The 26,293-nt window shown below is 73.2% G+C and carries 22 protein-coding genes, 1 tRNA gene and 1 pseudogene; 14 read left to right on the top strand and 10 right to left on the bottom strand.

All coding sequences use genetic code 11. From position 1 onward, the window contains the following. Positions 1–17: 17 nt before the first annotated feature. From tsaA to GA0070214_RS01355, 3 genes are read right to left on the bottom strand one after another with little or no spacing between them, the layout of a single operon-like run. A complete protein-coding gene (tsaA, locus tag GA0070214_RS01365) occupies positions 18–428 on the bottom strand; it encodes a tRNA (N6-threonylcarbamoyladenosine(37)-N6)-methyltransferase TrmO (RefSeq protein WP_091258142.1) in 411 nt (136 codons plus the stop codon). Next, positions 425–1,372 carry a sensor histidine kinase gene (locus GA0070214_RS01360; protein WP_091258140.1) on the bottom strand — a complete coding sequence of 316 codons (948 nt, stop codon included), beginning with the start codon at positions 1,370–1,372 and terminating at the stop codon, positions 425–427. Before GA0070214_RS01360 ends, tsaA begins: the two co-directional genes overlap by 4 nt. After that, the gene (locus GA0070214_RS01355; protein ID WP_167364170.1) at positions 1,369–2,211 is read right to left on the bottom strand and encodes an MEDS domain-containing protein; all 843 of its coding nucleotides are present in this window, start codon (positions 2,209–2,211) and stop codon (positions 1,369–1,371) included. The genes GA0070214_RS01360 and GA0070214_RS01355 overlap by 4 nt, the downstream gene beginning before the upstream one ends. 376 nt (positions 2,212–2,587) lie before the next feature. Between GA0070214_RS01355 and rho the strand changes: the two are divergent. From rho to GA0070214_RS01330, 5 genes and pseudogenes are all read left to right on the top strand, one after another. Then, positions 2,588–3,694: pseudogene (gene rho / locus GA0070214_RS01350) on the top strand (transcription termination factor Rho); the annotation flags it as partial. An 11-nt stretch (positions 3,695–3,705) separates the two neighbouring features. After that, on the top strand, positions 3,706–4,164 hold the full coding sequence (locus tag GA0070214_RS01345) for a VOC family protein (RefSeq protein WP_091258136.1): 459 nt from the start codon (positions 3,706–3,708) through the stop codon (positions 4,162–4,164). Positions 4,165–4,222: 58 nt separating this feature from the next. Then, on the top strand, positions 4,223–5,302 hold the full coding sequence (locus tag GA0070214_RS01340) for a DUF3626 domain-containing protein (protein ID WP_091259773.1): 1,080 nt from the start codon (positions 4,223–4,225) through the stop codon (positions 5,300–5,302). A 207-nt stretch (positions 5,303–5,509) separates the two neighbouring features. Then, positions 5,510–6,313, top strand: a complete 804-nt coding sequence (locus GA0070214_RS01335; protein ID WP_091258134.1) for a hypothetical protein — start codon at positions 5,510–5,512, stop codon at positions 6,311–6,313. Positions 6,314–7,346: 1,033 nt separating this feature from the next. Continuing rightward, positions 7,347–7,898, top strand: coding sequence for a hypothetical protein (locus GA0070214_RS01330; protein ID WP_091258132.1), 552 nt, complete (start codon positions 7,347–7,349; stop codon positions 7,896–7,898). Positions 7,899–7,950: 52 nt separating this feature from the next. On the opposite strand, the gene GA0070214_RS01325 is transcribed toward GA0070214_RS01330, so the two are convergent. From GA0070214_RS01325 to GA0070214_RS01315, 3 genes are all read right to left on the bottom strand, one after another. Beyond that, positions 7,951–9,573 (bottom strand): alkaline phosphatase D family protein, encoded by a 1,623-nt coding sequence (locus tag GA0070214_RS01325; RefSeq protein WP_091258130.1) that lies wholly within the window; start codon positions 9,571–9,573, stop codon positions 7,951–7,953. 84 nt (positions 9,574–9,657) lie between these two features. Further along, positions 9,658–11,103, bottom strand: coding sequence for an MFS transporter (locus GA0070214_RS01320; protein ID WP_091258128.1), 1,446 nt, complete (start codon positions 11,101–11,103; stop codon positions 9,658–9,660). Between the two features lie 71 nt (positions 11,104–11,174). Next, positions 11,175–11,411: a hypothetical protein gene (locus GA0070214_RS01315; RefSeq protein ID WP_091258126.1), complete on the bottom strand. Its 237-nt coding sequence runs from the start codon at positions 11,409–11,411 to the stop codon at positions 11,175–11,177. Positions 11,412–11,560: 149 nt separating this feature from the next. Between GA0070214_RS01315 and GA0070214_RS01310 the strand changes: the two genes are divergently transcribed. Continuing rightward, positions 11,561–12,727, top strand: a complete 1,167-nt coding sequence (locus tag GA0070214_RS01310; RefSeq protein ID WP_091258124.1) for a geranylgeranyl reductase family protein — start codon at positions 11,561–11,563, stop codon at positions 12,725–12,727. Here the strand turns inward: GA0070214_RS01310 and GA0070214_RS01305 are convergent, their stop codons facing one another. Next, positions 12,728–13,762, bottom strand: a complete 1,035-nt coding sequence (locus tag GA0070214_RS01305; protein ID WP_091258122.1) for an NAD(P)-dependent alcohol dehydrogenase — start codon at positions 13,760–13,762, stop codon at positions 12,728–12,730. 99 nt (positions 13,763–13,861) lie between these two features. On the opposite strand from GA0070214_RS01305, the gene GA0070214_RS01300 reads away from it, so the two are divergent. Continuing rightward, positions 13,862–14,056, top strand: a complete 195-nt coding sequence (locus tag GA0070214_RS01300; protein WP_244167491.1) for a hypothetical protein — start codon at positions 13,862–13,864, stop codon at positions 14,054–14,056. Positions 14,057–14,119: 63 nt separating this feature from the next. Here the strand turns inward: GA0070214_RS01300 and GA0070214_RS01295 are convergent, their stop codons facing one another. Next, the gene (locus tag GA0070214_RS01295) at positions 14,120–15,910 is read right to left on the bottom strand and encodes a bifunctional metallophosphatase/5'-nucleotidase (protein WP_091258118.1); all 1,791 of its coding nucleotides are present in this window, start codon (positions 15,908–15,910) and stop codon (positions 14,120–14,122) included. A 177-nt stretch (positions 15,911–16,087) separates the two neighbouring features. Here GA0070214_RS01295 and GA0070214_RS01290 point away from each other — a divergent pair, with 177 nt between their 5' ends. Next, positions 16,088–16,990, top strand: a complete 903-nt coding sequence (locus GA0070214_RS01290; protein ID WP_091258116.1) for an SDR family oxidoreductase — start codon at positions 16,088–16,090, stop codon at positions 16,988–16,990. Positions 16,991–17,002: 12 nt separating this feature from the next. Here GA0070214_RS01290 and GA0070214_RS01285 read toward each other — a convergent pair whose 3' ends face one another. Together GA0070214_RS01285 and GA0070214_RS01280 are read right to left on the bottom strand one after the other, a co-directional pair. Next, positions 17,003–17,656: a nucleotidyl transferase AbiEii/AbiGii toxin family protein gene (locus GA0070214_RS01285; protein ID WP_091258114.1), complete on the bottom strand. Its 654-nt coding sequence runs from the start codon at positions 17,654–17,656 to the stop codon at positions 17,003–17,005. Continuing rightward, positions 17,653–17,979: a hypothetical protein gene (locus GA0070214_RS01280; protein WP_091258112.1), complete on the bottom strand. Its 327-nt coding sequence runs from the start codon at positions 17,977–17,979 to the stop codon at positions 17,653–17,655. Before GA0070214_RS01280 ends, GA0070214_RS01285 begins: the two co-directional genes overlap by 4 nt. Positions 17,980–18,374: 395 nt before the next feature. On the opposite strand from GA0070214_RS01280, the gene GA0070214_RS01275 reads away from it, so the two are divergent. The 6 genes from GA0070214_RS01275 (at position 18,375) to GA0070214_RS31665 (ending at position 26,290) form a co-directional block, all read left to right on the top strand. Next, complete coding sequence (locus GA0070214_RS01275; RefSeq protein ID WP_091259771.1) at positions 18,375–18,962, top strand: hypothetical protein; 588 nt, start codon at positions 18,375–18,377, stop codon at positions 18,960–18,962. 380 nt (positions 18,963–19,342) lie between these two features. Beyond that, a complete protein-coding gene (gene fdh / locus GA0070214_RS01265) occupies positions 19,343–22,648 on the top strand; it encodes a formate dehydrogenase (RefSeq protein ID WP_139141730.1) in 3,306 nt (1,101 codons plus the stop codon). Continuing rightward, positions 22,641–23,684 (top strand): 4Fe-4S dicluster domain-containing protein, encoded by a 1,044-nt coding sequence (locus GA0070214_RS01260; protein WP_091258105.1) that lies wholly within the window; start codon positions 22,641–22,643, stop codon positions 23,682–23,684. The genes fdh and GA0070214_RS01260 overlap by 8 nt, the downstream gene beginning before the upstream one ends. Further along, on the top strand, positions 23,681–24,811 hold the full coding sequence (nrfD, locus tag GA0070214_RS01255; RefSeq protein ID WP_091258104.1) for an NrfD/PsrC family molybdoenzyme membrane anchor subunit: 1,131 nt from the start codon (positions 23,681–23,683) through the stop codon (positions 24,809–24,811). Before GA0070214_RS01260 ends, nrfD begins: the two co-directional genes overlap by 4 nt. 108 nt (positions 24,812–24,919) lie before the next feature. Further along, on the top strand, positions 24,920–26,146 hold the full coding sequence (locus tag GA0070214_RS01250) for an L-lactate MFS transporter (protein ID WP_208602611.1): 1,227 nt from the start codon (positions 24,920–24,922) through the stop codon (positions 26,144–26,146). A gap of 48 nt (positions 26,147–26,194) precedes the next feature. Beyond that, positions 26,195–26,290: transfer RNA gene (locus tag GA0070214_RS31665), tRNA-Sec, on the top strand. The last annotated feature ends 3 nt before the right edge of the window (positions 26,291–26,293 follow it).

Raw genomic sequence — 26,293 nt, 5'->3', positions numbered from 1 at the left:
CCGGCCGGGCGCCGGCCTCAGCGCTCGCCGTCGAGGACCGGCTTGACATCGAGTACGGGCGTGCCGTCGACCGCCTCCAGGTCGGCCACCCGCAGCCGCACGCCGTCCACGGCGAGCACCCGCACCCGGTGCAGCCCGACCGGGTTCGGCCGGTGCGGCGAGCGGGTGGCGAACACGCCCGTCTCGGGCCGGGACACGTCCCCGCGCGGGTGCACCGCGAGCACGTCCCGCCGGGCCCGGTCCAACCAGGTCAGCACCAGCACGTCCGCGCCGGGCCGCAGCCCGTCCAGCGCCCGGGCGTACGCCGCGTCGAAGACCAGCCACGCCTCCGGGGCGCCCTCGTCGCCCTGCTTCGGCGCCGCCGCCGGATCGGTCAGCGGCGACTCGACCCGGCCGACCGGGCGCAGCAGGTGTTCGGTCCCCGTCACGGTGCCTCCCGGAGCATGTGCAGGCGGATGGTGGTGCCGGCCGCGGTGGTGTGCAGCAGCACGAGGTCGCACAGGGCGTGCACGATGACCAGGCCGCGCCCCCCGATGCCGTCCTGTGCGGGGACGAGCCGGCCGGCGAGCGGATCGGCGAGCCAGCCGTCGTCGTGGATCTCGCACACCAGGTGCCGGTCGGTACGCCACGCCTGGAGGGTGCCGGAGCCGCCGGCGTGCGCCACGCTGTTCGTGGCCAGCTCGGTGACCGCGATCTGGAGGTCGGCCACCCGGTCGGCGGCCAGCCCGGCGGCCCGGGCGTGGTCGGCGACGAACCGCCGGACCTGCGGCAGGGTCGCCAGGTCGTAGCCGAGCAGCGCGACCGGCTCGGCCGGGCTGGACAGCGGCTTGTTGTGCCGCTCGGTGACCGCCGCCGGTGCGTAGCCGGCGATGCGGCGGGACCCGCCGGGCCCGACCAGCAGCGGGTGCGTGCAACGGGCCTCGGCGAGCACGCCAGGGTCGAGCCGCCCCGCGTCGTACGGGCAGAGGATGCGTCCCGCCCGGCCCGCGAAGGCCCAGTTGATGGCGGCCTCGTGCTGGGCGCACGCCCGGTACTCGTCGGCGGTGCGCCCGGCCCAGACCGGCTCGCCGATGATCCGGACCGGCCGGTCGGGGTGGCGGTCGGCGAACGCCTGGAGCAGGCACGGGATGATCCGGCCGGGATTGCGCCCCTCGTCGGTCATGTCGGCCCAGCCGACGCCGTCGCCCGCCGCGCCGAGCGCCGCGCGGATCAGCGCCAACCGCGGGCCGGGCGCGGCGACCAGCACCGGGTCGCCCGCGGCCAGTCCCTCCCGGACGAACGGCACGGTGACGGCGAGCAGGCTCGCGGCGTCGGTGTAGAAGGCAAGTTCGTGGCGGAAGCCGGCCGATGTCGGGCCGGCGGGCGCGCTCACGCGTGCCCCGTCGTCGGCACGCCGGCGAGCAGGTCCAGCAGCCGGTGCAGCGCGGGCCGGCACCCGACCAGCCGGATGCCGGTGGCCCGGTCGGCCCGGACCAGGGCGGTGGCCGCGCCCACGTCGGCGAAGCTCAGCTCGGAGACGTCCAGCACCGCCGCCCGCTGGTCGGCCGTCACGGCATTCAGCACCGCGGTGAACGCCTCCCGGTTGCTCTGGTCCACCTGCCCCACCAGCCGCAGGCCCGGCGGGTCGGTCGTCCGGTAGGCCCGCAGCAGGGGCGCCCAGGTCCGCGCCGCGTCCGGCCCGGCCGTGCCCGGATGGGCGGCGGCGAGGGCGCGCAGCCCGTCGGCCGGGAAGAGCCGCCGGTCGTACAGGCACAGGCCGGCGATCCGCGCGTCCAGGAAGAGCGGGTTGAGCGCGGTCTCGTACCGGCGCAGGTCGTCCAGGCTGGTGCCGCTGCGCAGCACCCACGCCATGTCGCCGGCCAGCCGGATGCCCGGATAACCCTCGTGCTGGGCGCGGTCGACCTCGTCGACCACGATGGCGACCATCGCCTCGGGCGCCGGCCGGGCGCCCGTCGGGTACGTCTCCAGGGCCGGCACGATGCGCAGCTGGCCCGTCGCCACGGCGGCTTCGGTCGGCACGCCGACGGCGTCGACGCGGGCTCGCACCGCCTGCGGCGGCGAGGTCTCGGTGAAGCACACGACCTTGTGACCGAGGCGCAGGCCGGCGGCGGCGAAGCGGCCGAGCGCGTCGAGGGCCGCGCTCTCGTCGTCGTGCGTCCAGCAGACGTGGTCACCCAGGCGGACCTGGTCGACCACGGTCGTAGCAGTCACGGTGCTGGCCTTCCGGTCGGCGCGTCCCTCACTGTAACGCCGGCAGGGGTGCCGACCGAACCCGCGGCGATCCGCTTGTCGACGGTGGCGTTGCGGGGGTAACCTGCCGATGGACCCGGATGCCGGCGGATCACGCCACCCGGAGTCCACTCTCCGACGCTCCGGCCCGTGCGCACGACTCGCACGCCGTGAGCAGCTCCGCCCGCTCGCCACCGTGGCCTGCCGGCCCGCTCCCGGCGTGCACGCGGCGCCTCGCCGCACCCGGTACGCCGTGGATCCGTCTCCGCGCCGCCCCGACACCGCTCGCCTCCCCGCGTCCGTCCGATCAGGACGGACGCTCCTCGAAAGGCACCTCATGAACGACACCTCCGCGCCGCTCCCGGTGAGCGGCATCGTCGACACGGTCGACGACCACGCGCTGCTCCGGGTGGACGGCTACCTGCCCTCCGCCGCGGACGCCCACCTCACCGCCGGCCAGCTGCGCCGGTACGGCCTCCGCCGCGGCGACCTCGTCACCGGGGCGGTCGCCACCACACCGCACAAGGGCCGGCACGCCCCGCTGGTCCGGATCGACACCGTCAACGGAACGCCCCCCGAACAGGCGCGCCGTCGCCCGGAGTTCCACCGGCTGACACCGGTCCACCCGCACGAGCGGCTGCGGCTGGAAACCGAGCCGCACCTTCTCACCACCCGGGTCGTCGACCTGGTGATGCCGATCGGCAAGGGCCAGCGGGCGCTGATCGTCTCGCCGCCGAAGGCGGGTAAGACGATGGTGCTGCAGGCGATCGCGAACGCGATCACCCGCAACAACCCGGAGTGCCACCTCATGGTGGTGCTGGTCGACGAGCGGCCGGAAGAGGTCACCGACATGCAGCGGTCGGTGAAGGGCGAGGTCGTCGCGGCCACGTTCGACCGCCCGCCGCAGGACCACACCACGGTGGCGGAGCTGGCGATCGAGCGGGCCAAGCGCCTGGTCGAGCTGGGCCACGACGTGGTCGTGCTGCTCGACTCGCTGACCCGCCTGGGCCGCGCCTACAACCTGACCGTCCGCTCGGCGGGCCGTACCCTCTCCGGTGGCGTCGACGTGGCCGCGCTCACCCCGCCCAAGCAACTGCTCGCCGCCGCCCGGGCGGCCGAGGAGGGCGGTTCGCTGACGATCGTCGCCTCGGCGCTGGTCGAGACCGGCTCGGCCGCGGACAGCCTCATCTTCGAGGAGTTCAAGAGCACCGGCAACGCCGAGCTGAAGCTGGACCGGGCGCTGGCCGACCGGCGTACCTTCCCGGCCGTCGACGTGCGCTCCTCCGGCACCCGTCGGGAGGACCTGCTGCTCACCGACGGCGAGCGGGACCGCCTGCGCGCGCTGCGGTCCGCGCTGTCCACCCTGGACCGCCAGGCCGCCCTGGACCAGCTGCTCCGCCAGCTGTCCACCACCGGCGGCAACGCCCACTTCCTGGCCCGCCTCGGCGCCGCCACCCGCGGCTAGGATCTGCGGTCATGGACACTCCCGACGGGCCGCCGACCGTACGCCAGTTGCGCCTGGTGGTCGAGGCCGAGGACTACGACGCCGCGGTCGCCTTCTTCCGGGACGCGCTGGGCCTGCCGGAGCAGGCGGCGTTCTCGGGCGGCGACGGCGCCCGGGTGGTGATCCTGGAGGCGGGCCGGGCCACGCTGGAGCTCGCGAACCCCGCGCAGAAGCGGCTGATCGACGAGGTGGAGGTCGGCCGCCAGGTCGCGCCCCGGCTGCGGGTGGCGTTCGAGGTGGACGACAGCCGGGCGGTGACCGAGCGCCTCGTGGCGGCGGGCGCCACCGAGGTCGCCCCTCCGACGGTCACCCCGTGGCAGTCGCTCAACGCCCGCCTCGACGGGCCGGCGGGCCTGCACCTCACCATCTTCCAGGAGTTGCGCGACCCGGCGGAGCGGGAAACCCTGGACGGCTTCGGCACCGGCGGCTGAGAATCCGCGTGGCGCGCCGCCGGCGGGCCCGGCGATACTCGGGCCCGTGCCCGACGTGATGTTGACCCCCGCACAGGCCGCCGCCCTCCGGCACGTCGGCGATGTGGCCCTCCGGGACCGGCCCGCGGCCCTCGCCGTCATCGCCCGGCACCTCGCCGGTTCCGGCGCCGCCTACCGCCCGGAGGAGATCGTCGCGGCGGTCGCCGCACACGGCCGGCTCACCCTCAACTTCCACCCCGACCGGCTGCTGCGTGACGGCCGGACGGTGGCCGAGGCGCTCGACCAGGAGGGCGTCTACCGCAGCCAGTTCGAGACGGGCGTCTCCAACGGCGGGTTGACCGCGTTCCCCGGTGGCGACCGGGACCGCTGGGAGGAGACGCTGTTCGGCGGGGCATACCAGCGGCCGGGTGTGTCCCCGGTCGAGCGCCCGAAGTACGCCGGCCTCAACCTCCTCGACCACCCCGACGGCGCCTGCCCCCGGTTCGGCTCCTGCCACCTGCGGCTGCGGCCCGCGGCGCTCGCACGGGCCACCTTCAGCTTCGGCGACAGCCACACCGAGCCGAAGGACCTCGGCACCGTAACGGTGTTCGAGCCGGTGCTCGCCGCGCTGCTGGCGGCCACGGCCGCGACCGGGATCAGCCTCGGCGTGGCCGGCATGGACACCGGCACCCTCCTGCAGACGCTGCTGCGCCGCCGCGAACGGGCGTCCGACGCGGCCGGCCGGGCGTTGGACGACTACATCGAGGCGCAGGTGCACGGTGAGCTGAGCCTGGCGCGGGACGTCGAGGCCGTGGTGGTCGACCCCTCGTTCCGGGGCACGGAGGAGGGGCGGATCCTGGCCGGGATCGCCCGGCGGCACGGCTTCGCGCTGTGCTGGCACACCGGGTTCGAACTGCCCGTGGACGGGGTCGACGCCGAGTTCCGGGGGCCGGCCATCCCGCCGCTCGCCGCCCGGGTGCACGCCGAGTTCGCCCGCCCCGGGGAGCCGGTGCACGCCGCGCTGATCGGCCGGGCCGCGGCCTCCGTGGTACGCGAGCCGCAGCGCTGGGCCGACCGCGGCCCGGCGGAGGTGACCCTCCAGCATCTCAAGCAGCTCTGGCACGTCCTGGTGCGGTTCGGGGCGCCCTCGGCGGTCTAGCCCGATTTCGTCCCTGGTGGCGGCGCCTGTCCGGAGTCCCGGGTGAGCTGGGCCGCAGCCGCCGCCGCTCCGGGCATTTCCGGAATGACCGACACGTCGAGCCGGTTGTGTTCCCCGTACCGCCGGGACGCAAACCCGGACCGGTCAGTAGTTCCCCCGAGGGGCGCTCACCCCGGAGCGCGTCGTAACGACGAAAGGGCAACCATCGTGAAGCAGCACTTCACTCGATGGCTCCCCGCCATCGCGAAGACCGCCGTGGCGAAGGCCACCACCGTGAAGACCGCCGTGGCGACGTCGGCCATCGCGCAGTCCGCCGTGGCGAAGACCGCCACCGTGAAGACCTCCATCGCCACCAGCCCGAACCGCCGTACCGCGCTGACCGTCGCGGGCGTGGCCTGCCTGGGCGGGCTGGCGTTCGGCCCCACCGCCGTCGCCGCCCCGGTGACCAGCGGCCCGCACGCCGGCGCCCTGGCCGCCATCGACCTGGCCACCGGCAAGAGGACCGGCACCGAGACGGTGAAGTCCGACCTGACCACCGGCAGCGACAAGGTCCCGACCAAGACCGACCAGCCCAGCCGCGAGGAGCTCATGCCGCGCGGCGTCGAGGGCGCCCAGTCGCGCATCCCGCTCGACAACGCGCAGCTCGACAACGCCAAGGCCATCGTCAAGGCGGCCAAGGAGACCGGCGTCGGGGAGCGGGGCGCCGTGATCGGCGTCGCCACCTCGCTGCAGGAGTCGAAGCTGTACAACCTCGGCCACCTCGGCGACTACAACGACCACGACTCCGAGGGCCTGTTCCAGCAGCGCCCGTCGTCCGGTTGGGGTACGCCCGACCAGATCACCGACCCGGACTACGCCAGCAAGGCGTTCTTCAACGCGCTGAAGAACGTCGGCGGCTGGCAGGACCTGCCGCTGACCGCCGCGGCCCAGACGGTCCAGGTGTCCGCCTTCCCGTACGCGTACGCGCAGTGGGAGGAGCAGGCGGCGGACATCGTCCAGCAGCTCTGGTGACATGACGAGACCAACGAAGCGGCCGGCCCGGTGAGGGCCGGCCGCTTCCGTCTGCCCGCGGCGGTGTGGTGACGGCGGACACGGTTCCGCCCGGAACACCGGACCCGGTCGGGCCGTTGTGCAGAGCGTCGGTGTGTCCAGTGTCCCCGGGCCTCACCTCATTGCCTTCGCGGAATACCGTTCGGCTGGAGCCGCGTCGCGCCACTCGCCGAGAGGCGACCTGCACACCGACACCCACGGCGCCGTCCGTCCCTTTAGGGGCGGGCGGCGCTGTTTGTTCACCCTGCGCCCTTTTATCCTGGTGCGGTGGTGGTCGCCCGGCGTGGCTGCCCTGCTTGCTCATCCACCGCCTTGCTCTGCAGCCGCCCACGCAACGCCTGCGGCATGGGGGTGTTGCGTCCGTGGCTGCAGAGCAAGGGGCGAGGGTTGGGCGGGCGACGGGGCTGGGTGGGCGTTCTCTCTCCCGCGCTCGCCGGTGAGTCGTTTTCGACATCAGCTCGACAGGCACCGGCGAGGAGACCGTCGACGCCGCGCCGATCCGTTCGCGTCATCACGTTCGTAGCCGCCGTGCCGGGCCACCTCACGCCTGGGGCGGATGTCCGGTTCGCGCCAGGCGGCGTCCGGCCCGCTCGGCCGCGATCTTGGACAGTTGTTGTTCGCAGCGAACGGTAGTTGTCCAAGATCGGCGGCCGTGCGACGATCAATGCGCGGCTTGGGGTGAATGTCCGGATCGCGGCGGTGACCGGCGGCGGAATGGCCGGTGGGTGGGGGTCGTTGTATCCGGGTGCACGGCCGAGGAAGGGTGCCCCGCGAGTCGGGGTGGCCGGCCCCCGGGGCCGCCCGCCGAGGTGGGCGTGGCGATCCCGGAATGATGGTGGGCCGCCGGTCGTTGTACATGGTCTCGGCGCGACGAAGTGGCTCAGCCCCGCGCGCTGGATGATCCCTCAAGACTTTCTTTGAGCGCCTGACGTGGTGCTTGCGCACGGCCGACCCCCATCGGCGTGTGCGCCGACCCCCGAATGGAGCTATCCCCATGAACTCGATGCTGCGTAAGAGCGTGCTGGGTATTGCTGGTCTGGCCTTCACCGGTGGGATCTTCGCCGGTCCGGTCGCCGCCCACGCCGACGCTGCCCCGGTGCAGGGCACCAAGCCGGCCGCGGTGGCGAGCGTGCAGGGCGCCCAGTCGAAGATCGACCTGAACGGTGAGCAGACCGCGAACGCGAAGGCGATCATCGCGGCGACGAAGAAGGCCGGTCTGCCGGAGCGGGCGGCGGTGATCTCGATCGCCACGAGCCTGCAGGAGTCGAAGCTGGAGAACCTGGGCCACCTCGGCGACAAGAACGATCACGACTCGCTGGGCCTGTTCCAGCAGCGCCCGTGCTGTGGTTGGGGCACGCCGGAGCAGATCACCGACCCCGAGTACTCGACGCTGGCGTTCCTGAAGGGCCTGAAGCAGGTCGACGGCTGGCAGGACATGCCGCTGACCGAGGCCGCCCAGACCGTGCAGGTCTCGGCCTACCCGGACGCCTACGCCCAGTGGGAGCAGCAGGCCGCCGACATCGTCGCCCACAACTGGAACAGCTGAGCCAACGCGCTGGCCGGCACCCCGAACATGGGGGTGCCGGCCAGCGGCGTCTTCACATCGGGGCGCTCTCGGCGCGCAGGCGGGAGGAGCCCGTCCCCACCGACCAGCCCGCCACCCAGCGGCTACCGCTGGTGCTGCTGGTCCGGTCGGCGAGGTGGTACCAGTCCATCCGGCAGCGGTGCGGCGTCACGTCGAGCACCCCGTAGCCGTGCCCGTCCAGCTCCGTCCAGCGCACGTGCGGGTTGGTCGAGCGGAGCAGCCCGGCGCCGAGCCGGCTCAGCGTGTTGCCGGCGGGCAGCCCGAGGAAGTCGTTGACGTTGTCGCTGGTCACCGACGGTACGACGAACTCGGCCGCGGCCGGCTCGAACAGCGTCGACCGGGTGGTCACCTCGTTGGCCCAGGAGGTGTGGATGTCCCCGGTCAGGAAGACCACGTCCCGGGTGCCGGTGGCCCGCAGGTGGTCGACAAGTTCGTTGCGATCGGCGTTGTAGCCGTCCCACTGGTCGGCGTTGAGCACCGCGCCGTTCTCGGGGATGCCGAGCAGCTTCCCGAGCGGGCCGAGCAGCCAGGACGGCAGCGCGCCGACGTCCAGCCGGGCGATCATCACGGGGTTACCCACGAGCTTCCACCGGGCGGCGGAGCCGGACAACCCGGCCTTCAGCCAGGCCATCTGCGCGTCGCCGGTGATCGTCCGGGCCGGGTCGTCGACGGCCGGGCCGGAGGCCTGCGCCGACCGGTACGAGCGCAGGTCCAGCATGGACAGCTCGGCCAGCCGGCCGAACCGGAACCGCCGGTAGATCGCGCCGTCCGCGCCGACGCGCAGGGGCATCCACTCCAGGTACGCCTGCCGGGCGGCGGCCAGCCGGTCGCCGAACGGGCCCTCGGTGCCCGGCGTGTGGTTCTCCGCGCCGCCGGACCACTCGTCGTTGGCCACCTCGTGGTCGTCCCAGGTGATCAACCACGGCACGGCGGCGTGCAGCGCCTGCAGGTCGGGGTCGGTCTTGTAGAGCGCGTGCCGGATCCGGTAGTCGGCCAGGGTGAGCACCTCGTGCGCCGGCTGGGTCGGCCGGACCACCCGGCCGGCGGCGGCGAACTCGCCGGTGCCGTACTCGTAGAGGTAATCGCCGAGGTGGACGACGAGGTTGAGGTCGCCGCGGTCGGCCAGCCGCCGGTACGCGGCGAAGTAGCCGGCCTCCCAGTTCGCGCAGGACACGACGCCCATCCGCAGCCGGTCGACGGCCGCGTCCACGGGCGGCGCGGTCATGGTCCGGCCGGTCGGCGACCAGGCGCCGGCGTGGCCGAAGCGGTACCAGTAGGTGGTGGCCGCGGCGAGGCCGGAGACGCTGATCTTCACCGTGTGGTCGCGGTCCGGTCCCGTGATGAGCGTGCCGGTGGCGACCGGCGCCCGGAAGTCGGGGTCGGTGGCGACCTGCCAGCTCACCTCCACGTCCGGGCCGGTGCCCGAGCCGGGCAGGGCGTCGGGCGTGGGGGTGACCCGGGTCCAGAGCAGGATGCCGTCCGGCAACGGGTCTCCGGAGGCGACCCCGTGCCGGAACGCGGCGGTGGCCGCTCCGGCGGGGGAGGGGCCGGCGAGGGTGGTGCCGGCCAGCACGGCGGTGCCGGCGGAGGCACCGGCGAGGCGCAGGAGGGTACGGCGGTCGAGGGTGTTCGTCATGCCCTACGTATCTACCGCCGTCTACGTGTCCGACGCACCCCTCAGGACGGTGAATTCGTCACCCGTTCTGCGGCGGTTCTCAATTCACGCGGAGTGGCGGCGCCCGGCGACCACGTCGACCACGGCCGCCACCAGGGCCAGCGTGATGATCGCGACGGCCAGCAGCAGCGAGTGCCGGTACGCCACGGTGAAGTCACCGCGGCTGTCGCTCAGCGTGGAGAAGAACAGCGCGCCGACCGCGGCGATGCCGGCCGCCGAGCCGATGCGTTGCCCGGTCTGCAACATGCCGGCCCCGCTGCCGGCCTGCGGCACGGGCACCTCGGAGAGGGTCAGCGTCTGGTTCGGCGCGATGACCAGCCCGCTGCCGAGCCCGGCGAGCAGGAACGGCACGGCGAGGAGCAGCGGCACCGAGTGCCGGGGCTCGTCCCGGAGCACCCAGACGGTGGCGAGCAGGCCGAGGATCACCACGAGGAGGCCGCCGGCGACCAGCGGTCGGCCGTACCGGGTGACGACCCGGCCGCCGATCGCCGAGGCGGCCGCGGAGCCGAGCGCGAACGGGGTGATGGCCAGGCCGGCGGCGAGCGCGCTGTAGCCCAGCCCGACCTGGAGGTAGAGCGTGAAGATGAAGAAGATCGCGGTGAACCCGGCGAAGTAGAGCAGGCCGATCAGCGAACCCAGCGTGTACGAGCGCAGCCGGAACAGCCGCAGGTCGAACAGGGGCGGGCGGTGGCGGCCGTACCACCGCTCCCACAGCGCGAAGCCGGCCAGAAAGAGCAGGCCGAGGGGGATCAGCACCCACTTGCCGGCGCCGCGCCACTGCTCCCGTTGCACCAGCGGCAGCAGCACCAGGGTCACGCCGACGCCGAGCAGCAGCACCCCGACGGGGTCGAGCCGGTGCCGGTCGGGCTGGCCGGCCGGGCGGGCGGGGATGAGCCGCCAGCCGAGCACCACGGCGAGGATGCCGACCGGGATGTTCACGAAGAAGACCCAGCGCCAGCCGTGCTCCTCCCCGCCGAGCTGGATGAGCAGCCCGCCGAGCAGCGGGCCGACGGCGGTGGAGATGCCGATGGTGGCGCCGAGCAGGCCGAACGCCCGGCCCCGCTCGGCGCCCCGGAACAGCTGCTGGATCATGCCGCTCACCTGGGGGTTGACCACCCCGGCGGCGGCGCCCTGCACCAGCCGGGCGACGACCAGCCACTCCGGCGAGCGGGCCAGGCCGGCCACCGCGCTGGTCACGGTGAACAGCGCCACCCCGACCACGAAGGCGGTACGCCGGCCGCGGGCGTCGCCGAGACGCCCGGCCGGTACCAGCACCAGACCGAACGTCAGGGCGTAGCCGGACAGCACCCACTGCAGGTCGCTGGGCGTGGCGTGGAGCGCCCGGTCGATCGACGGCACGGCGACGTTGACGATGCTGACGTCCAGCAGGGTCATGAACGCCGCGACGAGGCCGACGCTGAGCGCTTTCCAGCGTCGCCGGTCGTCGGACCCGCCGGTGTCCACCGGCGCCGACGACCGGTCCGTGCTCATCGTGCCTCCCGAAGACCGTCGATCACGCATCCCCGATCGCTACCCGGCCCCCGGTGGGGCAAACGACGATGTCACGCGGGTTGGCGCGCGCACCACCGCGGTCCGAAGTCCAGCCCGGCCATCGGGGAGTCCTCCCGGTGCAGCAGCCCCCGCTCGGTGAGCAGGTGCAGCGGCTCGCTGAGCTCCTCCTGGGTCATACCGGTCTCCTGGGCGATCAGGTCCGGATAGGGCACGTGCCCCCGTACCTCCAGCGCGGTCACCGCCTGGTACACCCGTTCCTCGATCGCAGACAGCCGTACCTGCTGCATCGCTTCCCTCCTCGGCGTGGACCGCCCGACCGGCGGGCGGTCTGCGCCCGGCGGTTACCCGGACGGTGTCCGATGATGCCCACCCGATCGGGGGGTCGCGGGCGGCGCGTGCCGGGCGGGCCGGTGACGCCGTGGCCTAGGCTGCATCCGTGATCATCTGGGACCTCGTCGTCGTCGGTGGTGGCCCCGCCGGCCTCTCCGCCGCCCACGCGGCGGCCCGGGCCGGCGTCCGCACCCTGGTGGTCGAGCGGGCCACCCATCCCCGGTACAAGACGTGCGGCGGCGGCCTCATCGGCACCTCACTGGCCGAGATCACCGACCGGATCGAGGTGCCCGCGCACGACCGGGTCGACCGGATCACCTTCACCCGGGACGGGCGACGCGGCTTCACCCGCCGGCACTCCGCGCCGCTGGTGGCCATGGTCCGCCGGGAGGAGTTCGACGACCGGTTGCGCGCCGCCGCGGTCACCGCCGGGGCCGAGGTCCGCGAGGGCGTCGCGGTCCGCGCCGTCGAGCAGGACCCCGACGAGGTACGCCTGCGGCTGGCCGACGGCGAGACGGTACGCGCCCGCGCGGTGATCGGCGCCGACGGCTCCTCCGGGGTGACGGCCCGGCACGTCGGGGTGACCTGGCGGCAGGTCGACCTCGGGCTGGAGCTGGAGCTGGCGGTGCCACCGGCCGAACAGGACCGCTGGCGCGGGCGGGTCCTCATCGACTGGGGCCCGGTCCCCGGCTCGTACGCCTGGGTCTTCCCGAAGGGCGACACGCTCACCGTCGGTGTCATCGCCGGCCGGGGCGAGGGTGAGCGGACCCGCGCCTACCTGCGGGACTTCGTGGCGCGGCTCGGCCTGTCCGACGTCACCCCGGAGCACGACTCGGGGCACCTGACCCGGTGCCGGGCGGAGGACTCGCCGTTGCGCCGCGGCCGGGTCCTGGTGGCCGGCGACGCGGCGGGCCTGCTGGAGCCGTGGAGCCGGGAGGGCATCAGCTACGCGCTGCGGTCCGGCCGGCTGGCCGGCGAGGCGGTGGCCGGCGGCGACCTCGACCGCTACGAGCAGGATGTCCACCTCCGGCTCGTGCCGGAGATGCGCGCCGGGCACCGGCTGCTGGAGGTCTACACGCGGCGGCCCGACGTGTTCCACGCGCTGCTGGCCACCCCGCCCGGCTGGCGGATGTTCGTCCGGTTCTGCCTGGGGCGGGGGAGCTTCAACCGGGTCCTGGCCCGCCGCCCGGTGCGGGCCGGCCTGGCCCTGCTGGACCGCCTGCCGCCGTGGCGGCCGCGGGTCACCGAACGGTCCGGCGCGGGCCCGCGGTAGTCAGGGCACGACGACGGCTCGGCCGTGGATCTCCCCACGGCGCAGCAGGTCGTACGCCTCCGGCGCGTCCGCCAGCGGGAAGGTCTGCACGTCGGCCCGCAACTGCCCGGCCCGGGCCAGGGCGATCACCTCCTGGAGCTCCCACCGGGTGCCCCAGAACGGCACCTCGACCATCGTCTCCAGCGGGACGGTCGGCGGCTCGTCGGCGACCGGCCGCACCGGCAGGGTGCCGCCGGCCAGACCGACGAGCAGCACCTGACCGCCGGTGGCGACCACTTGCCGGGCCGTGGTGACGGTGGGGTCGGCGCCGACGAAGTCGAGCACCACGTCCGCGCCGTCCGGCGGCGGGCCCACCAGCGCCCGGATCCGGTCGACACTGTCCGGCCCGGCCTGCACCACGTCGTGCGCGCCCATCCGGCTGGCCAGGTCGAGGGCCGCGACGCTGGTGTCCACCGCGATGATCCGCACCGCCGTGGTGGCGACCAGGATCTGCACCGCCATGTGGCCCAGGCCGCCGATGCCGATCACCACGCAGGAGGTGCCGGGGCGCAGCCGGTCCCGGGCCAGCTCGACGGCGTGGTACGGGGTCAGCCCGGCGTCGGTGAGCGGGGCGGCCTGGGTCAGGTCCAGCTCGCCGATGTGCAGCAGCCGGGAGGCCGGCACCACCACGTGTTCGGCCAGCCCGCCGTCGCGGCTGAGCCCGAAGCCGCCGACCGGGACCACCCGGCACTGGTTCTCCGCCCCGCGCAGGCACGCCCGGCAGCGACCGCAGCCGATGATCCCGTAGACCGCCGCCCGCTCCCCGGCGGTCCACCCGGTGACGCCGGGGCCGACCTCGTCGACGGTGCCGGCGATCTCGTGCCCGAGGGTCATCGGCGTCGGGAAGAGCCCGGCCGGCGCATCGAGGATGTGCAGGTCGGAGTGACAGGCGCCGACCGCGCCGACGCGCAGCAGCACCTCGCCCGGCCCGGCGCTCGGCGTGGGCACCTCCACCTGCTCCAGCACCCCCGGTGCGGTCATCCGTACCGCGCGCATGGTCGCCCTCCACCTCGTCGCCGGACGGGCCGTCGCGGCGGCTTACCCGGACCGGATCGGTTGATGCGGGAGGTGGCGGGGCGCGCGCACAATGCGGTCATGAGCGAGCCACGCGAGTCGTTCAGCGACGAGGAGTACGCGTTCCTGCGGCACGTCCGCTTCGGCGAGCTGCCGCAGGCGGTGCGCCCCGAGGACCGGGTGGAGTCGACCGAGAGCGAGACCGAGCCGCGCCGGGACCGGCCCGACCCGACCGGTGGTCAGCACGAGTGGGACCTGCGCGCCGGCGGCGGCTGACCGGCCCACGGATGCCGACGGGCCCCGGGTGCGGCACCCGGGGCCCGTCGCGACCGGTACGGATCAGAAGACCGGCACGCCCTCGCGGACCAGCTTCCAGTTCGCCACGGAGAAGTCGGCCGGACGGATGACGCCCTTGGCCTGCGCCCAGTCGATGAGCAGCTGGCGGATCTCCTGCTGCTGGTTGTAGACCTGGGTCTTCACGATGCCCGGGAAGTTGCCGCCACCGCTGCGCCGGTAGTTGTTGACCGCCACGACGAACTGCGCGTCTGCGGCGACCGGGGTGTCGGTGCCCGGCAGCACCAGGCGGGTGATCCGCTGGCCGACCGGCTTCGAGATGTCGATGTCGTAGTCGAGCCCGGAGATCGCGTCGTAGTTGTAGTCCGGCACGGCCGGGTCGCTGATCGTCTCCGGGTTGACCGGGGCACCGACCGGGACGGTGACGAAGTACTTCGCCGAGTACTCCAGGTACGCCTTCACCTCGGCGCCGGTCATGACGACCGCCTCCAGGGTGTTGTCGAAGACGTACAGCCCGGCGACGTCGCGGATGCGCACGTCACCGGCGGGGAACACGGCGGTCCGGCTGAACGGGGAGGCCTGCGACAGCACCGGCAGGGTCGCGTACTGGGTGCCGGCGAGCGCCTGGGTGACCACCTCGGCCTGGACGTGGTTGATGAAGTCCAGGATCGGGGTGTCCTTGTACCGGGACTCGACGGTGGACAGCTCCACCTCCGACTGCGCCACGACCTGGTTGACGTACCCGACGGTCTTGGTGTGCTGGCCACGCACGGCCGCGAGCACCGCCGGGTCCTCGACCACCGTGTTGGTGTTCAGCGTGGTGGCGGACTTGCTGACCACCTGCCACCGGCCCTTGACCTTGGTGACGGTGAAGTCCATCCGGGTCAGCCGCTGGCCCCACTTCGACGGCTCCGAGGTGAGCACCTGCGCGCCGGTGGCCTTGTTGGTGACGAACTTCTGCGGCACCTCGTTGTGGGCGTGGCCGAAGAGGATCGCGTCGATGCCCGGCACCTGCTCGGCGATGAGGGCCACCGGGTTCTCGTTCGGCAGCTCCGGGCCGTAGCTGGAGGTGCCGCTGTCGCCGCCGTGGGCGGAGATGATGACCAGGTCGGCGCCGCGGTCCCGCATCACCGGCACCCACTTGGCGGCGGTGTCCACCATGTCGGCGAAGACGAGCTTGCCCTCGACGTTGGCCCGGTCCCAGATGGCCACGCCCGGGTTGGTGAGGCCGAGGATGCCGACCTTCAGGGTGGGGGAGTCGTACCCGCCGAGCGCGACCTCCTTGATCACGTACGGCAGGAAGGCCGGCTTGCCGGTCTCCTCGTTGATCGCGTTCGCAGCGAGGGCGGGGAAGCCGAGCTGGCCGATCCAGGTGGCGAGCAGCGGCAGGCCGTAGTTGAACTCGTGGTTGCCCAGCGTGACGGCGTCGTACTTCAGCACGTTCATGGCGTTGGCCATCGGGTGCGTCTCACCGGTGCTGGTGATCGGCTCCTGCTTGGCGTAGTAGGTGGCCAGCGGGGTGCCCTGGATGGTGTCACCGGCGTCCAGCACCAGGGTCGCCTTGCCCTTGCGCTCCGCGCGGATCTGGTTGACCAGGGTGGCCAGCTTCGCGACGCCGACGTCGTTGTGCTTGCTGTCGTCGAACTCGGCGTCCCGGTAGTAGTCCCAGTTGTAGACGTTGCCGTGGGTGTCCGAGGTGCCGAGGACGGTGAGGTCCCAGGTCTTCGGCGGCTTCGGCTTGGCCTCGGCGGGAGCGCCGGCGATCAGGGGGGCGGTCGCGGCGGCGGCCGCGACGGCCAGCACCTGGCGGCGCGAGGCGCCGGAGGAGGAGGTCATGAGGTGCCCTTCCATGGGGGTGGACGCGCCTCGTGGGCGCCGTTGCGCACCATAACGACCGGTTGTCACAGACGCCACATCGCCACGAGGTATCTCACACCACCAGCGCCGCGCCCGCCCGCGATGTAACACCGCGGGCGCCGTTTCCGCCCCCCGGCGCCAGGGAACGGAGAACCGGTGAGCGAGGACCAGTACACCCAGCAGGACCCCACCCGCCAGTACGGCCAGCAGCAGGGCCAGCCCGCCCAGCAGCAGTCGGCGCCCGGCACCGAGCGGGAGATGGGGCCGAAGCCGGACCACGGCGAGGAGTCGTACCGGGGCAGCGACCGGCTCGCCGGGAAGCGGGCGGTGATCACCGGCGGTGACTCCGGGATCGGCCGGGCGGTCGCCATCGCCTACGCCCGCGAGGGCGCCGACGTGCTGATCTCCTACCTCGGCGACGAGGAGGAGGCGGACGCCCGGGAGACCGTGAGCCTGGTCGAGCAGGCCGGGCGCACGGGTGTCGCCGTGCGGTGCGACGTGCGGGAGGAGGCGAACTGCCGGAACCTCGTCGAGCGGGCGCTGTCCGACCTCGGGGGCATCGACATCCTGGTCAACAACGCGGCCTTCCAGATGTCGCAGGACAAGGGCCTCCTCGACATCACCACCGACCAGTTCGACCGGGTGTTCAAGACCAACGTGTACGCCATGTTCTGGCTCTGCAAGCTGGCCGTGCCGCACCTGCCGGAGGGCTCGGCGATCATCAACACCTCGTCGATCCAGGCGTTCAACCCCTCACCGCAGCTGCTCGACTACGCCACCACGAAGGCGGCCATCGCCAACTTCACCAAGGCCCTGGCGCTGAACCTGGCCGACCGGGGCATCCGGGTCAACGCCGTGGCGCCCGGCCCGGTCTGGACGCCGCTGATCCCGGCCACCATGCCCGAGGAGAAGGTGAAGCAGTTCGGCACCGACACGCCGATGGGCCGCCCCGGCCAGCCCGCCGAGCTGGCCCCCGCGTACGTCTTCTTCGCCTCGCAGGAGTCCAGTTACGTGACCGGGGAGATCCTCGGCGTGACCGGGGGGAAGCTCACCCGGTAGGCGGCGCCGTGGTCAGCGCGGCCAGGCGGCCATCCGGCGGCGTACCTCGGCGATCTGGTCCGCGTCCAGGCCGTAGCGGGCGAACCGGCGGTCCGGCACCCGGTCCAGGTAGCGCCCGGCGGCCCGGACGTCGTCGGCGTCCAGCGCCGGGTCCACCTGCCGGGCCAGCTCCAGCAGGTCCGCCACGGCGTACCGGTCCAGCGCGGCCGAGACGTCGATGTAGTCGCGCACCTCGCGGCGGTTGACCAGCGCGGCGGTCTTGTTGGCGATCAGGTCCCGGACGTCCATAACCGGGCCCAGGTCCATCACCACCGGGCTGCGGTAGCGGTCGAGCCGGGCCAGGCTGAGCCGGATCTGCCGGCCGTCCCGGCTCACCACGAAGTCCCGCAGGTCCCGGTCGTAGCCGTCGAAGAGCTCACCCAGCTCACTGCTCGGGTCGGCGTCGGCCACCTGGTAACCGGCCCGCTCCAGCGCGGCCCGCACCCCGGCGGCCGCCGCGGCGGCCGCGCCCTCCACGTCGGCGAAGAGGTCGACGTCCTCGGTGGGGCGGGTGACGAGGCCGTGCGCGGCCCAGGCCACGCCGCCGCCCAGCACGAACCGGTGCGGCCCGGCGGCCGCGAGGGCCACCCGGGCCACGTCCCGGTAGAAGTCGTGCAGGTGGGTCACGCGGTGCGCAGGCCCCGGTGCCGGCTCTCCCACGCCAGGCGTACGCCCCGGGGCAGGTTCAACAGCGGCCACACCCGGCGCAGCGTCCCCCCGTCGATCAGCTCGCGCAGGTCCTCCACGCGGCTGGTCTCGCGCAGCACGTTCTCGTACATCCAGAGCAGGTCGTCGGGGTCGGCCAGGTCGAAGGCACGCTCGCTGCTCCACATCAGGCGCACGGGCAGCTCGACGATGCCCCGGGTGGGGCCGGTGAGCTCGCCGAGGGTGCGCGCCACCACGGCGGGTCGCCCGGGCCGGGCGAGGTACGCGGTGCTGGTGGCCGACATGGTTGTCAGGGTAACCCCTGTCCGGCGTTTTCCCATCGCCCCGTACCGCGCCCGCACCGCCCACCCGCTCCCGCCCGGTGCGCCGTCTGCGTCGATTGTCCGGTTCGGCGGTGGTCGGCGGCACCCCGGCGGCGGAATGGCGGGTGGGTGGGGGTCGTTGTATCCCGGTGCGCGACCCGAGGAGGGCGGCCCGTCGAGGCGGGCGCCCGCGGCCTGGAATGTTGGTGGGCCGGCGGTCGTTGTACATGGTCCCGGCGCGACGAGGAGGCCCCCCGGCCCCGCGCGCCGATGATCCCCCGGAGTGACTTTTGAGCGCCTGACGGTGCTTGCGCACACCGATGAGCCGACCCCCGTCGGCGTGGGTGTGCGTCGACCCCCGAATGGAGCTGCCCCCCATGAACTCGATGCTGCGTAAGAGTGTGCTGGGTGTTGCTGGTCTGGCTGTTGCCGGTGGTCTGGCTGCCGGTCCGCTGAACCACCACGAGGTGGCGCCGTCGGCGGGGCTGTCGGAGGCTGCGGTGGTGCAGGCGGACAAGCCGGATGCGGGCACGCTGATCCCGCACGGTGTGCAGGGCGCCCAGTCGCGCATCGATCTGAGCGATGAGCAGGTCGGGAATGCGAAGGCGATCATCGCGGCGACGAAGAAGGCCGGTCTGCCGGAGCGGGCCGCGGTGATCTCGATCGCCACGTCGCTGCAGGAGTCGAAGCTGGAGAACCTCGGTCACCTGGGTGACGCCAACGACCATGACTCGCTGGGCCTGTTCCAGCAGCGCCCGAGCTCGGGTTGGGGCACGCCGGAGCAGATCACCGACCCCGAGTACTCCACGCTGGCGTTCCTGAAGGGCCTGAAGCAGGTCGACGGCTGGGACAAGATGCCGCTGACCGAGGCCGCGCAGACCGTGCAGGTCTCGGCCTACCCGGACGCCTACGCCCAGTGGGAGCAGCAGGCCGCCGACATCGTCGGCCAGTACTGGAACAGCTGACCCACGCAACGAACCTGGCCGGCACCCCGAACACGGGGTGCCGGCCAGCGGCGTCCCAGGAGAGAGCCGCGACAGACCAACGCGGCCCGTGACCGCAGTCACCGACACCGCGCGGAAGAACAGCCGAGCCAGTACCGTTGTGCAGAGCGTCGGTGTGTCCAGTGTCCCCGGGCCTCACCTAAATTGCCTTCGCGGAATACCGTTCGGCTGGAGCCGCGTCGCGCCACTCGCCGAGAGGCGACCTGCACACCGACGCCCAGCGGCGCCCCGGCTTCCCGGCCGGGGCGCCGCTGTTTTGCATCCCGGGTCGCGAGCACACCTCGGCTGGCCTAGTGTTCAAAAGGTCAGCTACCCGCGAGCCGGGGAGGGGGTGTGCCGGGATGGGTCTCAAGACCTTCATCCAGGGGTGGCCGGTCTACCGGCAGCTCACCGGCGCCGACCCGCTCGGCCGGGGCGCCGCGGCGCAGTCCGCCCGCTCGGCGGCGCTGACCGCGCGCACCGAGACCGCCGACAGCGTGGCCCGGTCGGTCTGCCCCTACTGCGCGGTGGGCTGCGGGCAGCGGGTCTACGTCTCCGACGGGCAGGTCACCCAGATCGAGGGCGACCCGGACAGCCCCATCTCCCGCGGCCGGCTCTGCCCGAAGGGCGCCGCCAGCAAGAACCTGGTGACCAGCCCGCTGCGGCAGACCAAGGTGCGCTACCGCCGGCCCTACGGCACGGAGTGGGAGGACCTGGATCTCGACGTCGCGCTCGACATGATCGCCGACCGGATCCTCGCCGCCCGCGACGAGACCTGGGAGGACGTCGACGACCAGGGCCGCCCGCTCAACCGGACGCTGGGCATCTCCAGCCTGGGCGGGGCGACCCTGGACAACGAGGAGAACTACCTCATCAAGAAGCTGTTCACGGCGATGGGGGCGCTCCAGATCGAGAACCAGGCCCGCATTTGACACTCCGCCACCGTCCCCGGTCTGGGGACCAGCTTCGGTCGCGGCGGCGCGACGGACTTCCAGCAGGACCTGGTCAACGCTGACGTCATCGTCATCCAGGGCTCCAACATGGCCGAGGCCCACCCCGTGGGCTTCCAGTGGGTGATGGAGGCCAAGAAGCGCGGCGCCAAGGTCTTCCACGTGGACCCCCGGTTCACGCGGACCAGCGCGCTCGCCGACACCTACCTGCCGATCCGGGCGGGCACCGACATCGCGCTGCTCGGCGGCGTGGTGCGGTACATCCTGGAGAACGAGCTGGACTTCCGGGAGTACGTGCTGGCCTACACCAACGCCGCGACGATCATCACCGACCAGTTCGCCGACACCGAGGATCTCGACGGGCTCTTCTCCGGCTACGACCCGGAGCGGTACAGCTACGACCAGGGCAGCTGGAAATACCAGGGCCACGAGCAGCAGCGCGAGTCGGAGGACACCGCGAAGGAGCGGGAGACCGCGGCCGGCCTGCGGCACGAGTCGCACGGCATGCCCGTGGCCGCGACCACCCAGCGGGACGAGACGTTGCAGCACCCGCGCTGCGTCTACCAGATCCTCAAGCGGCACTTCTCCCGCTACACCCCGGAGATGGTGTCCCGGATCTGCGGCATCCCGGTGGAGAAGTTCGAGGAGCTGGCCCGCGCCTGGACGGAGAACTCGGGCCGGGAGCGGACCGGCGCGCTGGTCTACTCGGTGGGCTGGACCCAGCACAGTGTCGGCGTGCAGTACATCCGCACGGGCGCGATCATCCAGACCCTGCTGGGCAACATGGGCCGGCCGGGCGGCGGTGTCCTCGCATTGCGCGGGCATGCCAGCATCCAGGGGTCCACCGACATCCCGACCCTGTTCAACCTGCTGCCCGGCTACCTGCCGATGCCGCACCACGCCGACCACCCGACCTTCGACGAGTGGGTCGACAGCATCCGGCACCCGGGCCAGAAGGGCTTCTGGGGCAACTCGCGCGCCTACGCGGCGAGCCTGCTCAAGGCGTACTGGGGGGACGCGGCGACGCCGGAGAACGACTTCTGCTACGGCTACCTGCCCCGGATGACCGGCGACCACGGGACGTACCAGCAGGTGCTGAACATGATCAACGGGAAGGTGAAGGGCTACTTCCTGCTCGGCCAGAACCCGGCCGTCGGCTCGGCGCACGGCCGGGCCCAGCGACTCGGCATGGCCAACCTGGACTGGCTGGTCGTCCGCGACCTCTTCATGATCGAGAGCGCGACCTTCTGGCGGAACAGCCCGGAGATCGCCACCGGCGAGATCGTGACGGAGGAGTGCCGCACCGAGGTGTTCTTCCTGCCCGCCGCCTCGCATGTGGAGAAGGAGGGCACGTTCACCCAGACCCAGCGGTTGCTCCAGTGGCGCGAGAAGGCCGTCGACCCGCCGGGCGACTGCCGCTCCGAGCTGTGGTTCTTCTACCACCTCGGCCGGGTGCTGCGCGAGAAGCTGGCCGGCTCCACGAAACCGCGCGACCGGGCGCTGCTCGACCTCGCCTGGGACTACCCGACGCACGGCCCCGAGGCCGAGCCGAGCGCGGAGGCGGTGCTCAAGGAGATCAACGGCTACGAGGTGGCCACCGGCCGCCCGCTCGGCGGGTTCCCGGAGGCCAAGGACGACGGCTCCACGGCGGTCGGCTGCTGGATCTACTCCGGCGTCTACGCCGACGGCGTCAACCAGGCGGCCCGCCGCAAGTCGCGCCACGAGCAGGACTGGGTGGCCCCCGAGTGGGGCTGGGCCTGGCCGGCCAACCGGCGCATCCTCTACAACCGCGCCTCCGCCGACCCCGAGGGCCGGCCGTGGAGCGAGCGCAAGAAGTACGTCTGGTGGGACCCCGACAAGGGCGCGTGGACCGGCTACGACGTGCCGGACTTCGAGAAGACCAAACCGCCGAGCTACCGGCCGCCGGACGGCGCCTCCGGGACGGAGGGCCTCGCCGGTGACGACCCGTTCGTCATGCAGGGCGACGGCAAGGCCTGGCTGTACGCGCCCACGGGCGTGCTCGACGGGCCGCTGCCGACGCACTACGAGCCGGCCGAGTCACCCGTGCGTAACCCGCTCTACGGGCAGCAGGCCAACCCGACCCGCAAGGTCTACACGCACCCGGTGAACCGGATGAACCCGAGCCCGCCGGAGCCGCACAGCCAGGTCTTCCCGTACGTGTTCACGGTCAGCCGGCTCACCGAGCACCACACGGCCGGCGGGATGAGCCGCACCGTGCCGCGCCTGGCCGAGCTGCAACCGGCGCTGTTCGTCGAGGTGTCCCCGGAGCTGGCCGGCGAGGTGGGGCTCGCGCACCTCGGCTGGGCCCACCTGGTCAGCGGCCGTGCCGTGATCGAGGCGCGGGTGCTGGTCACCGACCGGCTCACCCCGCTGCGGGTCGACGGCCGGACGATCCACCAGGTCTGGCTGCCGTACCACTTCGGCAGCGAAGGCCTGGTCACCGGCGACACCGTCAACGACCTGTTCGGCATCACCCTGGACCCGAACGTCCTCATCCAGGAGAGCAAGGTGGGCACCTGTGACGTGCGGCCGGGCCGGCGGCCCACCGGGCCGGCCCTGCTCGACCTGGTGGCCGACTACCAGCGGCGGGCCGGGATGACGCCGGACCGGAGGGTGCCGATCGTCACCACCGGCGCGGCAAGTGAGGCGCACGAGCGGACCGCCGGCGGGGCGCGGGACGGGGGCGGGGATGCCTGACGCCAACAGCCTCTACGGCCCGCTGGATCCGGCCCCGGACGCCGGCTGGGTCGAGGCCGGCCCGCGGATGGGCTTCTTCACCGACACCAGCGTCTGCATCGGCTGCAAGGCCTGCGAGGTGGCCTGCAAGGAGTGGAACGGCGTCCCGGACTCGGGCTTCGACCTGCTCGGCATGTCGTACGACAACACCGGCGCGCTGACCGCCAACTCCTGGCGGCACGTCGCGTTCATCGAGCAGCCCCGTCCGGCCGGGCACCGCACGCCGCCCTTCGCGGACAACCCGACCGGCCCGCCGGTCAGCGCGGAGAGCGCGGCTTCCGCCGCCGGCACGGTCACCGACACCGGCACCGTTCCGGGGGTGCCGCCGGGCAGCCCGGAAGCGGCGGCGCGGATGGCGGCCGGCCCGGAGTTCCTCGGCATGCCCGGCGCCCAGCCGCCCGGGCGGGCCACCGGCGCCGAGACGCGGTCCGACTTCCGCTGGCTCATGATGTCGGACGTCTGCAAGCACTGCACCCACGCCGCCTGCCTGGACGTCTGCCCGACCGGTTCCCTGTTCCGCACCGAGTTCGGCACGGTGGTGGTGCAGGAGGACATCTGCAACGGCTGCGGCTACTGCATCTCGGCCTGCCCCTACGGGGTGATCGACCAGCGCAAGGGCGACGGCCGGGCGTGGAAGTGCACGCTCTGCTACGACCGGCTGGGCGCCGGGAAGACGCCGGCCTGCGCGCAGGCCTGCCCGACCGAGTCGATCCAGTTCGGCCCCCTGGACGAGCTGCGCGAACGTGCCGCCGAGCGGGTCGCCACGCTGCACGACCGCGGCGTGCCGGAGGCCCGCCTCTACGGCCACGACCCGACCGACGGCGTCGGCGGGGACGGCGCGTTCTTCCTGTTGCTCGACGAGCCGGAGGTCTACGGCCTGCCGCCGGACCCGGTGGTCACCACCCGGGACCTGCCGAAGATGTGGAAGCGGGCCGGGGTGGCCGCCCTGGCCATGGCGGCGGCGGCCGTCGCCGCGTTCGTGGGAGGTTCCTCGTGAGTCCGGACCGCCCCGCCGTCGGCGACCTGTTCCGCCGCTTCCGTGAGCGGCTCGCCGTCGAGGGGCCCGCCCGTCCCGGCGAGCACGGCGGCCACGCCCCGAAGGCGGGCCGGAACGGCAGGCGCAGGGGCGGCGGTGGCGAGCAGCTCAACGTGCCGCCGGTCGAGTTCACCTCGTACTACGGGCGGCCGATCCTGAAGGCGCCCGTCTGGAAGTGGGACATCGCGGCGTACCTGTTCAGCGGCGGGCTCGCGGCCGGGTCGTCGCTGCTTGCGGCCGGTGGCCAGCTCACCGGCCGGCCGGCGCTGCGCCGGGCCGGTCGGGTCACCTCCCTCGCGGCGGTCAGCGCCAGCACCTTCTTCCTCATCCATGACCTGGGCAAGCCGGCCCGGTTCCATCACATGCTGCGGGTGGCGAAGCTGACCTCGCCGATGTCGATGGGCACCTGGATCCTCAGCGCCTTCGGCCCGGCCGCCGGGGTCGCCGCGGTCGCCGAGACCGCGCCTCGCCTGCCCGAGCACGGGCTGCTCGGGCTCGGGCGGAAGCTGCTGCCGCCGGCCGGGAACGCCGCCGGGCTGCTTGCCGCGGTCACCGCTCCCGCCCTGGCCACGTACACCGGGGTGCTGCTGGCCGACACGGCGGTGCCGTCCTGGCACGAGGCGTACCCGGAACTGCCGGTCATCTTCGCGGGCAGCGCGCTGGCCAGCGGCGCCGGCGTGGGGTTGCTGGCCGCGCCCACCGGCGAGGCCGGGCCGGCGCGCCGTCTCGCCGTCGCCGGCGCGGCCCTGGAACTGTGGGGCTCGCACCGGGTCGAGAACCGGCTGGGCCTGCTCAGCGAGCCCTACGCGACGGGCACCGCCGGGAAGCTGCTGCGCGCCGGGCGGGCGCTGACCGCCGCCGGGGTGGCCGGCGCCCTGGCCGGGCGGCGCAGCCGGATGCTGTCGGCCCTGTCCGGCGGCGCGCTGCTCGCCGCGTCGGTCTGCACGCGGTTCGGCATCTTCCACGGCGGGGTCGCCTCGGCGCGGGACCCGAAGTACACCGTCGTGCCGCAGCGGGAACGCGCGCAGCGGCGGGCAGGCCAGCAACCACACGTCAACGGGCCGGGCGCCGGCCCGAACGGGGGATAGGCAGGACAGGCGCCAGGCCCATGAGCCGATACGGGGGTACCGCTCATGGCCACAACAGCCGCTCGTTCGCGGGGGAATCCACCACCGACCCGAGGCCGCTGGGGCCTCGTGATCGCTGCCGTCCTCGTCCAGCTCGCGCTGGGCGCCGTCTACGCCTGGAGTGTGTTCAACAAGCCGCTCCAGGACGAGTTCGGGTGGAGCAAGGCCGAGGTGGTGCTGCCCTTCGAGGTGGCGATCGGCACCATCTTCATCGGCAGCCTGGTGGGCGGGCGCATCCAGGACCGGCGCGGGCCACGGCCGGTGGCGCTGGGCGGCGGGATCCTCTACGCCGTCGGGACCATGCTCGCGTCACTGGTGTCGTCGAGCGACCAGCTGTGGTTGCTGCTGCTCACCTACGGCGTGCTGGGCGGCATCGGGCTCGGCGCCGCGTACATCACGCCGATCGCCATGCTCAGCAAGTGGTTCCCGGACAAGCGGGGGCTGATCACCGGGATCGCCGTCGCCGGCTTCGGCTTCGGCGCGGTGATCACCGCGCCGGTGGCGAAAGCGCTGCTGGCCGGCACCGACCACAAGACCAGCGTCTTCCTGCCGCTGGGCATCGCCTACCTGGTCGCGGTGCTGCTCGGGGCGTCCTTCTTCCGGGACCCGCCGGCCGGTTACCAGGTGCCGGGCTTCACGCCCGCGGTCGGCGGCCGGGCCGTCGCGGGCACCCGCGTCTACACCTTCGGCGAGGCCCTGCGCACCCGACAGTGGTACCTGCTCACGCTGATCCTCACGCTCAACGTGACCTGCGGCATCGCGCTCATCTCCCAGGCCGCGGACGCCGCGCAGACGGTCGCCGGGGTCGGCGCCGCGACGGCCGCCGGCATGGTCGGCGTCCTGGGCCTGTTCAACGGCGGCGGGCGGGTGGCCTGGGCGTGGCTGTCCGACCGGGTCGGCCGGATGCCGGCGTTCATCGGCATGCTCGCCCTCCAGGGCGTCTGCTTCCTGATCCTGCCGCACGCCTCGGCGTTCTGGCTCTTCGCCGTCCTCGCCGCCCTGGTCTACCTCGCCTACGGCGGCGGTTTCGGCACCATGCCGGCGACGGCCGCGGACTACTTCGGCACGCCCAACGCCGGCGCCATCTACGGGGCGATGATCGTGGCGTGGAGCATCGGGGGAGTCGTGGGTCCGCTGCTCACCTCGCTGCTCTACGAGGCCAGCGACAAGAGCTACACCCTGCCCTTCACGGTCATCGGCATCCTGGCCTTCGTCGCGCTGGTGCTCCCGCCGATCACTCGCCTGCCCACCACTCCCGGCGAGCCACGGCCCCACTTCCAGACGCCCGGGCCCTGATCCGGTCCTCCCCGGGCGGCCCGAGATCAGGTGTGGTTAAGTGCTCGTGGAGGCGTTCAGGCGGCTGGTGCCCCTCCCGGTCTTCAAAACCGGTGTGGTCCGGGACCCGGGCCAGGCGGGTTCGATTCCCGTCCGTCTCCGCCAAGC

Source organism: Micromonospora chaiyaphumensis, assembly GCF_900091435.1.
Classification (GTDB): Bacteria; Actinomycetota; Actinomycetes; order Mycobacteriales; family Micromonosporaceae; genus Micromonospora; species Micromonospora chaiyaphumensis.
The sequence above is the reverse complement of the archived record's forward strand: the minus strand, read 5'-3'. Positions and strand labels throughout refer to the sequence as shown.

Coding starts and splice junctions, on each gene's coding strand:
- GA0070214_RS01345 (WP_091258136.1), top strand. CDS start 3,706: ATGGACACTCCCGACGGGCCGCCGACCGTACGCCAGTTGCGCCTGGTG.
- GA0070214_RS01340 (WP_091259773.1), top strand. CDS start 4,223: ATGTTGACCCCCGCACAGGCCGCCGCCCTCCGGCACGTCGGCGATGTG.
- GA0070214_RS01330 (WP_091258132.1), top strand. CDS start 7,347: ATGAACTCGATGCTGCGTAAGAGCGTGCTGGGTATTGCTGGTCTGGCC.
- GA0070214_RS01325 (WP_091258130.1), bottom strand. CDS start 9,573: ATGACGAACACCCTCGACCGCCGTACCCTCCTGCGCCTCGCCGGTGCC.
- GA0070214_RS01320 (WP_091258128.1), bottom strand. CDS start 11,103: ATGAGCACGGACCGGTCGTCGGCGCCGGTGGACACCGGCGGGTCCGAC.
- GA0070214_RS01315 (WP_091258126.1), bottom strand. CDS start 11,411: ATGCAGCAGGTACGGCTGTCTGCGATCGAGGAACGGGTGTACCAGGCG.
- GA0070214_RS01305 (WP_091258122.1), bottom strand. CDS start 13,762: ATGCGCGCGGTACGGATGACCGCACCGGGGGTGCTGGAGCAGGTGGAG.
- GA0070214_RS01300 (WP_244167491.1), top strand. CDS start 13,862: ATGAGCGAGCCACGCGAGTCGTTCAGCGACGAGGAGTACGCGTTCCTG.
- GA0070214_RS01295 (WP_091258118.1), bottom strand. CDS start 15,910: ATGACCTCCTCCTCCGGCGCCTCGCGCCGCCAGGTGCTGGCCGTCGCG.
- GA0070214_RS01280 (WP_091258112.1), bottom strand. CDS start 17,979: ATGTCGGCCACCAGCACCGCGTACCTCGCCCGGCCCGGGCGACCCGCC.
- GA0070214_RS01275 (WP_091259771.1), top strand. CDS start 18,375: ATGAACTCGATGCTGCGTAAGAGTGTGCTGGGTGTTGCTGGTCTGGCT.
- GA0070214_RS01260 (WP_091258105.1), top strand. CDS start 22,641: ATGCCTGACGCCAACAGCCTCTACGGCCCGCTGGATCCGGCCCCGGAC.